Origin of the sequence: Lysobacter sp. CA199 (assembly GCF_052078715.1) — a bacterium.
Taxonomy (GTDB): Bacteria; Pseudomonadota; Gammaproteobacteria; order Xanthomonadales; family Xanthomonadaceae; genus Lysobacter.
Map to the genome: position 1 here is coordinate 1 of NZ_JBQJIL010000009.1, position 13,826 is coordinate 13,826.

The 13,826-nt window shown below is 67.9% G+C and carries 10 protein-coding genes; 7 read left to right on the forward strand and 3 right to left on the reverse strand.

Features of this window, described 5'->3' with window-relative positions; translation table 11 throughout:
• From ACTOWJ_RS16935 to rlmH, 3 genes are all read left to right on the forward strand, one after another.
• Nucleotides 1-121, forward strand: a 121-nt coding sequence (locus ACTOWJ_RS16935) for a transposase (RefSeq protein ID WP_441336093.1), incomplete at its 5' end; no start/stop codon positions are given.
• A 160-nt stretch (nucleotides 122-281) separates the two neighbouring features.
• Nucleotides 282-2,273 (forward strand): SurA N-terminal domain-containing protein, encoded by a 1,992-nt coding sequence (locus tag ACTOWJ_RS16940; RefSeq protein WP_441335798.1) that lies wholly within the window; start codon nucleotides 282-284, stop codon nucleotides 2,271-2,273.
• A gap of 133 nt (nucleotides 2,274-2,406) precedes the next feature.
• A complete protein-coding gene (gene rlmH, locus ACTOWJ_RS16945; protein WP_441335799.1) occupies nucleotides 2,407-2,877 on the forward strand; it encodes a 23S rRNA (pseudouridine(1915)-N(3))-methyltransferase RlmH in 471 nt (156 codons plus the stop codon).
• Between the two features lie 292 nt (nucleotides 2,878-3,169).
• Here rlmH and ACTOWJ_RS16950 read toward each other — a convergent pair whose 3' ends face one another.
• The 3 genes from ACTOWJ_RS16950 to ACTOWJ_RS16960 all read right to left on the reverse strand — a co-directional run bounded on the left by ACTOWJ_RS16950 (nucleotide 3,170) and on the right by ACTOWJ_RS16960 (nucleotide 5,276).
• Nucleotides 3,170-3,844: an energy transducer TonB gene (locus ACTOWJ_RS16950; RefSeq protein WP_441335800.1), complete on the reverse strand. Its 675-nt coding sequence runs from the start codon at nucleotides 3,842-3,844 to the stop codon at nucleotides 3,170-3,172.
• 458 nt (nucleotides 3,845-4,302) lie between these two features.
• Nucleotides 4,303-4,491 carry a hypothetical protein gene (locus ACTOWJ_RS16955; protein WP_441335801.1) on the reverse strand — a complete coding sequence of 63 codons (189 nt, stop codon included), beginning with the start codon at nucleotides 4,489-4,491 and terminating at the stop codon, nucleotides 4,303-4,305.
• Nucleotides 4,488-5,276, reverse strand: a complete 789-nt coding sequence (locus tag ACTOWJ_RS16960) for an SIMPL domain-containing protein (RefSeq protein WP_441335802.1) — start codon at nucleotides 5,274-5,276, stop codon at nucleotides 4,488-4,490. Before ACTOWJ_RS16960 ends, ACTOWJ_RS16955 begins: the two co-directional genes overlap by 4 nt.
• Before the next feature lie 125 nt (nucleotides 5,277-5,401).
• Here ACTOWJ_RS16960 and ACTOWJ_RS16965 point away from each other — a divergent pair, with 125 nt between their 5' ends.
• From ACTOWJ_RS16965 to tldD, 4 genes are all read left to right on the forward strand, one after another.
• Complete coding sequence (locus tag ACTOWJ_RS16965) at nucleotides 5,402-5,971, forward strand: Maf family protein (protein ID WP_441335803.1); 570 nt, start codon at nucleotides 5,402-5,404, stop codon at nucleotides 5,969-5,971.
• A 183-nt stretch (nucleotides 5,972-6,154) separates the two neighbouring features.
• Entirely contained in the window at nucleotides 6,155-7,642 is a 1,488-nt protein-coding gene (gene rng / locus ACTOWJ_RS16970) for a ribonuclease G (RefSeq protein WP_441335804.1), read from the forward strand.
• A 189-nt stretch (nucleotides 7,643-7,831) separates the two neighbouring features.
• Nucleotides 7,832-11,881 carry a YhdP family protein gene (locus ACTOWJ_RS16975; RefSeq protein ID WP_441335805.1) on the forward strand — a complete coding sequence of 1,350 codons (4,050 nt, stop codon included), beginning with the start codon at nucleotides 7,832-7,834 and terminating at the stop codon, nucleotides 11,879-11,881.
• Nucleotides 11,882-12,244: 363 nt separating this feature from the next.
• Nucleotides 12,245-13,687 (forward strand): metalloprotease TldD, encoded by a 1,443-nt coding sequence (gene tldD / locus ACTOWJ_RS16980; RefSeq protein WP_441335806.1) that lies wholly within the window; start codon nucleotides 12,245-12,247, stop codon nucleotides 13,685-13,687.
• The last annotated feature ends 139 nt before the right edge of the window (nucleotides 13,688-13,826 follow it).

Here is a 13,826-nt window from a genome sequence, read left to right on the forward strand (position 1 = left end):
GACCAACTTGGTCGAAGGGATCAACAACAAGATCAAGGTGATTAAACGGGTGGCCTACGGCTTCCGCGATGACTCCTACTTCTTCCTGAAGATCCGGGCGGCTTTCCCCGGACTTGGGTGAAGAACCTTTTCTTTGGGGCGGCCCGGAGGGCGGCCGGGCCACAGCTGGCGGGGCTGAGGTCCGGGGTCGCGCGGCCTTCGCCACAGATTCGGCCGGGGCCGCGTGCGGTGTGTTGGAACCGCGCTAAACTGTCCGGCTTACGACTTAACGCGACCCGGACATGCTGCAGACCCTACGCGACAAGACCTCGGGCTGGATCGCCACCGTGATCCTCGGCCTGCTGATCATTCCCTTCGCCTTCGTCGGCATCGAGCAATATCTCGTGCAGCGCGTCGACAACGCCGTCGCGCGCATCGAGATCGCTCCGTCGTGGTGGCGTTCGGCGCCGTCGTGGTGGCCGGCGTCGATGCTGTGGAAGAAGGAATCGATCGAGCGCGGCGAATTCGACGAGCGCTTCCAGCGCGAACGCGACCGTCGCCGCGCGCAGGAAGGCGAGGCCTTCGATGCGCGCGAGTTCGAAAAGCCCGAGAGCAAGCGCGAAGTGCTCGACAGCCTGATCGACGAACGCGTGCGCAAGCTCGCCGCCGAAGTCGACGGCCTGACCGTCAGCGACGCACTGGTGGTCAAGACCATCCAGGGCGTGCCGGACTTCCAGGACGGCAGCGGCAAGTTCAGCCAGGACCGCTACATTCTCGGCCTGCAGATGCGCCAGCCGCCGCAGACGCCGGTCGAGTTCGAGCAGTTCGTGCGCGACCGCCTGATGGAAAGCCTGCTGACCGGCGGCGTGGGCCAGAGCAACTTCCTGACCCAGAACGAGATCGACCGTCTGGTCAAGCTGATGGGCGAAAAGCGCGACGTCAGCCTGGTGATGATGCCGGCGCCCGCGCCCGACACCAGCGAAGTCGCCGCCGCCGACATCCAGAAGTGGTACGACGGCCATTCCAAGGATTTCCGCGCGCCCGAAAGCGTGAACATCGAGTACGTCGAGCTCAACGGCGCGGCCATGCCGCCGCCGGCGCCGCCGACCGAAGAAGCGTTGCGTCAGCGCTACGAAAGCGAGAAGAGCAAATTCCTCGCCGCCGAGCAGCGCCTGATCTCGCACATCCAGATCAACGTGCCGGCCGGCGCCGACGCGGCCGCGCAGAAGGCCGCCGAGGACAAGGCCAAGCAGATCGCCACGCAGGCCAAGGCGACGGGCGCGGATTTCGCCGCGATCGCGCGCGCCAGCAGCGAAGACCTCGGTTCCAAGGCCGCCGGCGGCGATCTGGGCTGGATCAACAAGGGCGATATCCCGGGCGCGTTCGACGAGGCCGCGTTCAAGCTTCAGGCCGGTCAGATCAGCGACCCGGTCAAGGGCGACGGCGGTTGGCACGTGATCCAGGTGCGCGAGATCAAGAGCGGCCAGCAGCAGTCCTTCGAACTGGTCCGCGACACGCTGCTGCGCGAGGAAACCCAGACCGGCCGCGAGCGCGCGTTCAACGACTTCTCGGCCAAGTTGGTCGACATGGTCTACAAGAATCCGACCACCCTGGCCGAACCGGCCAAGGCGATGGGGCTGCCGTTGCTCAAGCTCGGCCCGATCACCCGCAACGCTGCGGCCAACACCGGCATCGGCGCCAGTCCGGCGGTGATCCGCGCCGCGTTCTCCGATGCGCGCATCCAGGACAATACAGTCAGCGATCCGATCGATATCGGTCAGGACCACAGCGTGTTGATCCGGGTGGTCTCGCACACGCCCGAACGCGCGCAGCCGCTGGCGCAGGCGCGCGACAAGGTGATCGCCGCGGTGCGCGCCGATCGCAGCGGCAAGGCCGCCGAGAAGGACGCCGACGCGCTGATCGCGCGAGTCAACGCGGGCGAAGATTTCGCCGCGGTAGCCGCGTCCAGGCAATTGCCGGCGCCGGAGAACATTCCGGCCGTCGCGCGCGGCATGCCGCTGCCGACGCCGGAAGTCAGCGAAGCGATCTTCGCGCTGAAGGCGCCGGCTGCCGGCAAGGTCGCCGGCGGCAAGTCCAAGCTCGACGACGGTCGCGTGGTGTTGTTCGCGGTCAACAAGGTCGTGCCGGGCAACAAGTCGGAGATTCCGGCCGCGCAGATGGACATGCTGCGCACGCAGATCGCGCAGATGGGCGGTTACGAGGAAAGCCGCGAGCTGACCTCGGCGCTGCGCAAGCGCGTGCAGATCAAGGTGATCGAAGAGAATCTGCGCTGATACCTGGCGTATCGGCATGCGAAAGGCCCGGCATTAGCCGGGCCTTTTCGTTTGCGGCCGAAGTGTTCGCCGCGGCATGCGCGTGGACGACGCACGGTTCGATCGCGCGGCCGGGGCCCGTTACCATGAGCCGATGAAAAGCAGATTGATCGCCGTCGGCGAACGCGCGCCGCGCTGGGTGGCCGAAGGTTTCGGCGAGTACCAGAAGCGCTTGTCGCATTGGTTGCCGTTGGAATTGGTCGAAATCGAACCCGGCCTGCGTGGCAAGGGCCGCGACGCGGTGCGCGCGACCCAGGACGAAGGCGCGCGCGTGCTCGCGGCCTTGCCGAAGAATGCCTGCGTGGTCGCGCTGGAAGGGCGTGGCCGTTCGTGGACGTCGGAGCAACTGGCGCAGCGCCTGGAGCACTGGCGCGGGCAGGGGCGCGATCTGGCGTTCCTGATCGGCGGCCCGGAAGGCCATGCGCCCGAGGTGCTCGCGCGCGCGGACGAACAATGGTCGCTGGGACCGCTGACCTTGCCGCACATGCTGGTGCGGCTGGTCGCGGCCGAGCAGTTGTATCGGGCCGCGGCGTTGCTGGCCAATCATCCATATCACCGGGCGTGACGTGGCGCGGTCGATCGCTGAAGCGGTTGGCACGCGCTGCTCGATGCGCAGATGCCGGGGCTGAGATGCCGTCATTCGCGCGGAGGCGGTAATCCTAGGCCTTACCGCGAGATGGCTCTGAAGTCTCTGGATCCCCGCCTTCGCGGGGATGACGAGCAATGAGCCTAGGCGAGGAGAGCGGGTAATGAGCCTGCGCGGGGAGGGAGGGCAATGGGCCTTCGCGGGGAGGACGAGCAAAAAGAAAGCCCGGGTCTGCACCCGGGCTTTTCAGTTCTACGCGCTGTAGAGGAGTTTATTGCTGGTCGAGCTTGAACTCGATCGGCACCCGGCCGCGGGCCTGCACGGGTTGGCCGTTGCTCATCGCCGGCTGGAAGGTCCAGCGCGACTTCACCACCCGGATCGCGGCCTGGTCGAGGATGCGGTGGCCGCTGCTGCGAACGACGAGGACGTCGAGCGGTTTGCCGTCGACGCCGACCAGGATTTCCAGCTCGACCACGCCGGTGAGGTTGTCGCGCACCGCTTGCGTCGGGTAGGTCGGCGGCGGGTTCTTGAGCGCCTGCAGGGTCGCGCCGCTGAGCACCTCTTGTCCGATGTTGCTCGGCGGGGTTTCGATGGTCGGCGTGACGGTCGCTACGCGGGTATCGATCTCCGACGGTGTGGTGTTCTCGACCACGATCTCCGGTTGCGGCTGGACCGTCGGCGCGGGCTGACGCACAGGGTCGCGCTTGATGATGAGCGGCTCGTCTTTCGGCGGCGGCTGATGGGTGATGATCCGCGGAGTCTCCTTTGGCGGAATGAAGACGACGGGAGGATCGGGATCGACCTGGTCCATGATCATCTTCGGCGCGCTCAACGGCGCCAACATCAGCATCAGCATCACGCCGTTGAACAAGATCGCCCCGGCATTGCCCGCGATGCGGGTTCCGTCCAGCGGCTGGTGGGTGTGAGAGGGGAGCGCGCGAACCATGGGCCTTCTCCTTGGGGTGTCTGCACAACACATGCAACGGCTGGAAACCGCCAACGGGGTCGAAGCTGAAGACGGCGCCGTGTCACAAGTTGCGCTGGCGGCGGCGCTGAACGCAAGCGGTTCTCGTTTGCGACTTTGGTCGGGGCCGGCCCGGACCCAAATGCCATCGCGATGTGCATTCGTGTTCGCGATGCGGCGATTTTTCCCTGGAGATTGCGTCGCGTCGCGGCGCGGGGCCGTGCCGTCGATCGCCATCGATACGTGCCCGATCGCTGAATGGATGGCAACGCATCGCGGCGAGTCATGCGTTTGGCCACTTGCATCCGGCGGATGGCAGTCGCTCCAGATCTTCAGGCACTGAGAATTTCGCCACGATCCGCACAGCCAGGCGCGCGACAGGCGTGCCAAAACGAAGGCCCGCTTGCGCGGGCCTCGTCTTGGCTTGCGATACCGGGACTTCAGTCGCCGGCCGGATCCTGGTCGGGGTCGCGTCCCAGGCCGCCCTCATCGGGGTTCGGCGGCTTGCGCGGATCGGGTTTGCGCGCGTCGTCCGGATCTCGCGGCTGCGGCTCGGGATAGCCGGGATGGCGTCCCGAGCGCGGATCCGGCGCCGGCGGCGCGGTTTTGTCCGGGCCGGCCACGATCACTTGCCCAGTTCGAACACCACGTCGAGGCTCATCGACAAGGTGTTCTCGCCGGGAGAGACCGAGGTATCGGCGGCGGCGCCGGCTTTCTCCATCCGCATGGCCATCATCGGCATTGGCATCGGCGGAGCGAAACGGCCGCCCTCGCTGACGCTGACGATGCGGCGCACCTTCATGCCCAGGGTCTTGGCGTACATCTCGGCCCGCGCCTGGGCTTTCTCGATCGCGCCGCGACGGGCTTCGTCGAAGGCGACTTCCTTGTCCTTGGTGTCCAGGTCGAAGGTCGGGCCGTTGATCTGGTTGGCGCCGGTGGCGACCAGCGAATCGAGGATCTTGCCGACCTTGGAAATGTCGCGGATCACGATGTTGACGTTGTTGTTGGCCTGGTAACCGGTGATCACCGGCGGCTGGTTCTCGACGTAGCGGTACTGCGGATTGAGATTGATGCCGCTGGTCTGGATGTCGCGTTCGGCGATGCCCGCGGCCTTGATCGCGGCGACGACCTTGGCCATCTGTTCGGCGTTGGAGCGCATCGCCGCGTTGGCGTCGGCGGCCTGGGTGACCACGCCGGTGGAGACGGTGGCGATGTTGGGCGTGCGCTTGGCTTCGGATTCGGCCGAGACCGAAAGCAGGGTGCCGTCGGTGGCGACGTAGGGCGTGGTCTGGGCGGACGCGGTCATGGCGGTTGCGGCTCCGAAGGCGAGGACGGCGGCGAGCGCCAGCGGGCGCAGCGAAAGACGGGAGAAAGCCTGAGACGAAAGCGAGGACGAGGACGACAACCGGGTCATGTGCAACTCCTTGAGGGACGAGGGCTAGGGTCTTGCTGAACCGGTTAACGAACCGTGATTCGGTGCGGGGTTTGCGCCGAACGGCGTCGGCTGGCGCTCAGTCAGCGCGGGTTATGCTTTCGCGCATGCTCTATCTAGCCTCCCAGTCGCCGCGGCGACGTGAATTGCTCGGCCGCCTCGGCCTGGATTTCGGCCTCCTCGATCTGGACCTGCCCGAACAACGCCAGCCCGGCGAGCCGGCGCTGGACTACGTGCGCCGGGTGGCGCGCGAAAAGGCCGGTGCCGGTCTGCTCAAGGTGGTCGCCAACCCGTCCGCGGTGGTGCTGGGAGCCGACACCGAGGTGGTGCTCGACGATGAGGTGTTCGGCAAGCCGCGCGATCTCGCCGATGCCGCGGCGATGTTGCGCAAATTGTCGGGCCGGACCCACCAGGTGATTTCCGCGGTGTCGCTGGTTTCGCCGTCGCGCGAGGCGCAGGCGGTGTCGGTCTCCGAGGTCGGTTTCGCCGAACTCGATCCGGCCACCATCGAGCGCTACCTCGCCACTGGCGAGTCGATGGGCAAGGCCGGGGGCTATGCCATCCAGGGCTTTGCCGAGGTGTTCGTCAGCCGGCTGACCGGCAGTTACTCCGGGGTCATGGGTCTGCCCTTGCACGAAACCGCGCGATTGTTGCGCGAATTCGGCCTGGACGTTTGATCGGCGCGGCGCGGTCCGCGCATGCGCGGTTTCGACCGCGTTGAACTTAAGCTACGCAGTCGATTCCATTACCGGGTATCGGCGGTCGGCCCGTCCGCTTCGCCGTTTGCCCAGACCTTCAACCGTTCCGCTTCTTCGCCTCCGCTCACCGCCGGACCATCGCTTAGGGATCAGCGCCGCCTCATGACTGAAGAAATCCTGGTCAACGTAACTCCGCGCGAAACCCGCGTCGCCGTGGTCGAGAACGGCATGCTGCAGGAACTGCACATCGAGCGCGGTTGGCGCCGGGGCGTGGTCGGCAACATCTACAAGGGGCGCGTGCAGCGGGTCATGCCGGGGATGCAGGCGGCGTTCGTCGAGATCGGGCTGGAGCGCGCCGCGTTCCTGCACGCGGCCGACATCGTCAAGCCCAACCAGAGCGGCGAAGGCGAGGGCGACGAAGCGCCGCTGCCGCCGACCCCGACTCGGCCGATCGCCGAGTTGCTGCGCGAAGGCCAGGAGATCGTGGTCCAGGTGGTCAAGGACCCGATCGGCAGCAAGGGCGCGCGCCTGACCACCCAACTGAGCATTCCCTCGCGCTATCTGGTGCTGCTGCCGCGCACGCGCGTGGTCGGCGTGTCGGCGCGGATCGAGGACGAGGGCGAGCGCGCGCGCTTGAAGTCGCTGGTGACCACGCTGGCCCCGGCCGGCGACAACCACGGTTACATCGTGCGCACCAACGCCGAGGGCCAACCTAAGGAGGCCTTGGCCGAGGATATCGCCTATCTGAGCCGGGCCTGGGCGCTGATCGCGGAGAAATCGCAGAGCAGCAAGATCGGCGAGCGCGTCTACGAGGACCTGAGCCTGCCGCTGCGCGCGGTGCGCGACCTGATCCGCCGCGATGTGGAGAAGGTCAAGGTCGACTCGCGCGAAACCTGCGAGCGCCTGCGCAGCTTCGCCGCGCAGTACATGCCCGGCTTGGCCGAGAAGATCGAGCACTACACCGGCGCGCGGCCGATTTTCGATCTGTACGGGGTCGAGGACGAGATCCAGCGCGCGCTTGATAAGGAGGTGCCGTTGAAGTCGGGCGGCTACCTGGTCATCGATCAGACCGAGGCGATGACCACCATCGACGTGAACACCGGTTCCTTCCTGGGTCAACGCAACCTGGAGGAAACCGTTTATCGCACTAACCTCGAGGCGGCTCAGTCGGTCGCCCGGCAACTACGGCTGCGCAATCTGGGCGGGATCATCATCATCGATTTCATCGACATGACCGATCTGGAGCACCGCCGGCAGGTGCTGCGGCAGTTGGAAAAGGCGCTGACCCGCGACCACGCCAAGACCACGGTCTACGAATTCTCGCCGCTGGGCCTGGTGGAGATGACCCGCAAGCGCACCACCGAGAGCCTGGAGCGCCAGCTCAGCGAGGCCTGCCACGAATGCGGCGGCCGCGGCACCTTGAAGACGCCGGAGACGGTGACCTACGAAATCTTCCGCGACATCGTGCGCCAGGTGCGCCAGTTCGACGCGGCGCGGTTGTTGGTGATCGCCTCGCCGAAGGTGGTCGCGCGGATCACCGACGAGGAGTCGGCGGCGGTGGCCGAGCTGGAGGAGTTCCTCGGCAAGTCGATCCGGTTCCAGGGAGACGATCAGTACGCGCAGGAGCAGTTCGATGTCGTGTTGCTTTAAAGCATCGCTTTTCGCCAACTCCCTTCTCCCGCCTGCGGGAGAAGGTGGTCCGAAGGGCCGGACGCCCCGCAGGAAGCACCCTTGGGGTGTGAGGGCGCGCGAAACGCAATCGCCGTCGCAGGCCGTCACCGCGCTCGCCTTCACCCCAACCCTCTCCCGTAAGCGGGAGAGGGAGCTGAGCCAGCGCTGATGCCCACCCCGCTGCGCCGCCGTTTGCGCATCGCCCGCCGTGGCGCCTTCTATGGCGTCGCGGTGGTGCTGGTGCTGGTGGCGTTGTTGTTGGCCGCGGCCAGCCAGGTGCTGCCGCTGGCCGAAAGCCATCCCGATCAAGTCGCCGCCTGGCTCAGCAAGCGCGCCGGCCGGCCGGTCGCGTTCGACAAGGTGGAAACCCAATGGACCCGGCGTGGCCCGTTGCTGCGCTTGGACGGTTTGCGCGTCGGCGAAGGCGCGCAGGCGTTCACCATCGGCGATGCTGAAATGCTGGTGTCGATCTACGCCGGCCTGTTGCCCGGGCAGGCGTTCTCCGAACTGCGGCTCAAGGGCTTGGACTTGACCTTGGAACGCGCCGACGACGGCCGTTGGAAGGCGCGCGGTCTGCCGGGCCAGGACGCCAGCACGCAGCGCGATCCGCTGTCGTCGCTGGAAGGCTTGGGCGAGTTGCAGGTGATCGACGCCAAGCTGGCGGTGATCGCGCCCAGCCTGGGCATCGATGCGCGGGTTCCCAAGATCGATCTGCGTCTGCGCGTGGACGGCGACCGCGTGCGCGCGGGCGCACGCGCCTGGCCGACGGTCGGCGTGGCTGGCGCGCCGTCGACGCCGCTCGACGTGGTGCTGGATTTCGATCGCAAGCGCGGCGACGGCCGCGCTTACGCCGGCGCCACCCGCGCCGATCTGGCGGGTTGGTCGCCGCTGCTCAAACTGGTCGGCATCCGGATCGAATCGGGGCAGGGCCGCGCCGAGGCCTGGGCCGATCTGCGCGGGCATCGCGTCGCCGGCGTGACGGTGTCGGCCGCGCTCGACCGGGTCGGGTTGCGCGGCGAGCGTCCGCTGCCGACACCGGCGGCCGCTCCGGTAAACGCCGCGGTCTCCACGCCCACCGCTGCCGCCGGAGCGACTTCGGCACCGGTTCCGGCACCCGCGGCTGTCGCCGGCGTTCTGCCGGGCGCCGCCGCCCGGATCGAATTCGAACACGTCGAAACGCTCTCCCATTGGCGCCTGACCGACAGCGGCTGGCGTCTGGATGCGCCGACGCTGCGCATCGGCAGCGGCGAGAACGTACAGAAGCTCGACGGCTTGGCCGTGGCCGGCGGCGAACATTACGCGCTGCGCGCCGATCGCATCGACGCCGGTCCGTTGATCGCGGTCGCCGCGCTCAGCGATGCGCTGCCCGAGCGCCTGCGCCATTGGTTCGAAACCGCCAAGCCGCGGGTGTCGTTGAGTTCGATCGCGCTCAACGGCCGTCGTAACGGGCCGATGTTCGCCAGTGCGCGCATCGAGGCGATGGGCTTCGACGCGGTGGGCACCTCGCCGGGCCTGAGCGGACTGGCCGGCGATCTGCAGGCCGACGGCGATGGCTTCACTCTCGATCTGGACCCGAATTCGCCGATGCGTTTCGACTGGCCGACCGGTTTCGGCGTGGTCCACACGATCAAGCTCGACGGCCGCATCGGCGGTTGGCGCGAAGGCAACGGTTGGCGGGTGGGCACCACCGCGTTGCGCCTGATCGGCGACGGCGGCGCGTTCGGCGTCAGAGCGCGCGGTGGCATGTGGTGGCAAGGCGACGGCACGCGGCCGTGGATCGACATCGCCGTCGATCTGGACGCGACCCAGGTGCCGGTCGCGAAGGGCTTCTGGATCCGTAACCAGATGTCGCCGAACCTGCTGCGCTGGCTCGATACCGCCCTGGTCGCCGGCCGGCTCGACAATGCCCGCGCGGTGATCTCCGGCGATCTGGACGAATGGCCGTTCAACCGCAACAACGGCCTGTTCCAGGCCAGTGCGCGCCTCAACGGCGCGGTGGTCAAGTTCCAGCCCGAATGGCCGGCGGTGGAAGCGCTGGATGCGGACGTGAATTTCGTCGCCGACGGTTTCACCGTCGAAGGCGCCGGCAAGATCGCCGGCGTGAGCATCGGCAAGATTCAAGCCGGCATCGATCATTACAAAGAAGGCTCGTTGAGCGTGAAAGCCGGCGCGGCCGCCGATGCGACCCAGTTGCTGGCCCTGCTCAAGCAAAGTCCGCTGCGCAAGGATCACGCCGATACGTTCGAGAATCTGCGTGCCAGCGGCGCGGCGACGGTCGGTTTCGGCATGCAATTGCCCTTGCGCCGCGGCGCGCAGACCCAGATCGCCGGCACCATCGACCTGGACAACGCCAAGCTCGGCGATCCGCGCTGGAAGCTCGCGTTCGAGCAAGTGCGCGGCCGCGCCGAGTACGGCCGCGGCGGTTTCCGCGCCGACGATCTGGCGGTCATGCACGAAGGCGCGCCGGGCAAGTTGTCGCTGCGCGCGGGCGAGAATTTCGTGCGCGATCGCGGCAATGCTTTCGAAGCCGGACTGGATGTGATGTCAGGCGCCGATGAACTGATCGCGCGCGGTCCCGACGAGTTGGCCTGGCTGAAGTCGTATCTGGACGGGCGTTCGTTGTGGACGGTGGGGATCTCGATCCCGAGGTCGTCCAGCGCCAGCGTGGTCGCCGCGCCGGGCTCGGCCCCGGCGTCGGTGGCATCCACCGCGACCCCGACGATCCTGCATCTGCAATCCAATCTCGTCGGCACCGCGATGACGCTGCCGCCGCCGTTGGACAAGGCCGCCGGCGTGTCGTTGCCGACCACCGTCGACACGCCCTTGCCGCTCGGCAGCGGCGATGTGCGGGTCGCGCTCGGCAACACCCTGGCGCTGCGCGCGCGCACCACCAACGGCAAGACCGGCGTACGCGTGCAACTGGGCAGCAACCGGGTCGACGAGGCGCCGCCGACCAGCGGCCTGATCGCCACCGGCCGCGCCAACACGCTCGAGGCGATCGATTGGATCGCGATCGCGCATGGCGGCGGATCCGGCGAGGGCGTGGCCTTGCAACGCATCGACGTCACCGCGCAACGCCTGCAATTGCTCGGCGGCGTGTTCCCGAATACGCGGGTGATCGTCGCGCCGGCCGCGCGCGGCGCCACCGCGGTGCGCGCCGAGGGCGCCGCGCTGGAAGGCGCGCTGATGGTGCCCGGCGGGGAGGGCGGCGCGATCGCCGGAAAGTTCGCGCGGTTGCACTGGCGTTCGGGCGCGACGCCGAACGCACCGGTCAACGCCGGCGCCAACGGCGTCAACGCGGCCACCGCCGCGGCCGCGAATACCGTGCAAGCCGCGGCGCAGCCGGCGCCGGATGCGGCGATGGACCCGGCCAAGATTCCGGCGTTGAATCTGGACATCGCCGATCTGCGTTTCGGCGACGCCGCGCTCGGCGCCGCCAGCCTGCGCACGCGGCCGACGCCGGCGGGTATGCGCATCGATCAATTCAGCGCGCGCGGCAACAAGCAATCGATCGAGGTCAGCGGCGATTGGACCGGACGCGGCGCGGCCGCGCGCACCCATCTGAGCGTCGCGCTCGACAGCGGCGACGTCGGCGGCTTGCTCGGCGGTTTCGGCCTGGGCGGTCAGATCGGCGGCGGCAAGGGCAAGGCCAAGCTCGATGCCGGCTGGCCCGGCAGCCCGGCGGGTTTCGCGTTGGGGACGCTGGAGGGCAGTTTGAGCCTGGACGTGCGCGACGGCCGCCTGATCGAGATCGATCCGGGCGCGGGCCGGATGCTCGGTTTGCTCAGCGTGGCCCAACTGCCGCGGCGCTTGACCCTGGACTTCCGCGACCTGTTCTCCAAGGGCTTCGCCTTCGATCGGGTCGGCGGCACGGTGCGCTTCGGCAACGGCAGCGCGCGCAGCGACGATCTGGTGATCGACGGCCCGGCCGCCAATATCTCCATCCGCGGCGCCACCGACCTGCGCGCGCAGAGTTACGACCAGACCATCGAAGTGCGGCCCAAGGCCGCCAACGTGCTGACCGCGGTCGGCGCGCTCGCCGCCGGGCCGATCGGCGCGGCGATCGGCGCGGCCGCCAATGCGGTGCTGCAGCGGCCGCTGGGCAGCCTGGCGTCCAAGACGTACCGGGTCACCGGGCCGTGGAAAGAACCCAAGGTCGAGGTGGTCACGCGTGAGCAGACCCGATTGACGCCGAAGACGCCGCCGCCGGAGGGCTGAGTCGGCTGCGGGGGGCATGCCCGCGGATCGGTCGGGTCTTGATTCACGCGGGCGGCTTGCGGCGGCGCGGCTTGCGCCGGTCGGGGCTGAAAGCCCCTCCCACAATAGATTTCGCCGCCACGAGGTATTTTGTGGGAGGGGCCTTCAGCCCCGACCGCGCGACCACCCGATCGCGGTGGCCCGCCGATTCCAACGCCATACACGGCTCGCGCCCCGATTGCGCAAGCCCAACCCATTGATCGGCCGCGCCGCCGCCACCATTTCCTTGTTCAGCCGCGTTATCGCGCCGCAGGTCCGGGAATCCGCCGGACAGGCGCGCGCCGGCCGCCTAAGATGACCCTTCCACGCCGCCACGGTTCCGACATGACCCTACCGATCCAGATCGCCGAATCCCGCCTTCTTCTGCCCGCCGGGCTCGACGCCGGCGGCCTGGAGCGCAGCTTCGGCACCTTGCTGGGGCCGGGCATCGATTTCGGCGATCTCTACTTCCAGCATTCGCGCCGCGAAAGCTGGAGCGTGGAGGACGGCATCGTCAAGGACGGTTCGCACTCGATCGAGCAGGGCGTCGGCGTGCGCGCGATCAGCGGCGAGAAAACCGGTTTCGCTTATTCCGACGAGATCAACAGCGACGCCTTGCTCGGCGCGGCCAAATCGGCGCGCGCGATCGCCCGCGAAGGCAACGCGCAGCAAACGCGTTCGCTGGTGCGCGGCGGTGGCCGTTCGCTGTATCCCAGCGACGATCCGATCGATTCGATCGCCAACGAAACCAAGGTCGAAGCACTGCGCAAGCTCGACAAACTGCTGCGCGCGGCCGATCCGCGGGTCCAGCAGGTGATGGTCAGCCTCAGCGGCGGCATCGACACCGTACTGGTCGCGCGCAGCGACGGCGTGCTCGCCGCCGACGTGCGCCCGCTGGTGCGCCTGAACGTGCAAGTCATCGTCGAACAGAACGGCCGCCGCGAGAGCGGTTACTCCGGCGGCGGCGGACGCTACAGCTACGCCGAACTGCTCGGCGGCGACAAGCCCGAGCGGCTTGCGCGCGAGGCGCTGCGTCAGGCGCTGGTGAATCTGGAGGCGATCGACGCGCCGGCCGGCGTGATGCCGGTGGTGCTCGGTTCGGGTTGGCCCGGCGTGCTGTTGCACGAAGCGGTCGGTCACGGCCTGGAAGGCGATTTCAATCGCAAGGGCACGTCGGTCTATGCCGGCCGCATGGGCCAGCGGGTGGCGTCCAAGGGCGTGACCATCGTCGACGACGGAACCTTGGAAGGCCGCCGCGGTTCGCTCAACGTCGACGACGAAGGCACGCCGACCAACTGCACCACGCTGATCGAAGACGGCGTGCTGGTCGGTTACATGCAGGACACCCTCAACGCGCGCCTGATGGGCATGGAGCCGACCGGCAACGGCCGCCGCGAATCCTTCGCGCACTTGCCGATGCCGCGCATGACCAACACCTACATGCTGGCCGGCACCCACGATCCGGAAGAGATGATCCGCTCGGTGAAAAAGGGCCTGTACGCGGTCAATTTCGGCGGCGGCCAGGTCGACATCACCAGCGGCAAATACGTGTTCTCGGCGACCGAGGCGTATCTGATCGAAGACGGCAGGATCACCGCGCCGGTCAAGGGCGCGACCTTGATCGGCAACGGCCCGGAGACCATGCAGAAGGTCAGCATGATCGGCCACGACCTGGCCCTGGACGAAGGCGTGGGCGTGTGCGGCAAGGACGGGCAGAGCGTTCCGGTCGGCGTGGGCCAGCCGTCGCTGTTGATCGATGGGTTGACGGTGGGCGGCACCAGCGCGTGATGCGGGGCCTCGGCTTTTCCCTTCTCCCGCTTGCGGGAGAAGGTGGCCCAAAGGGCCGGAAGAGGGCGCGCGGAGTAACGAATTACGGCGCGACCTTGTGTGCCCTCACCCCAACCCCGCCCCGGCCCGAACGCATAGC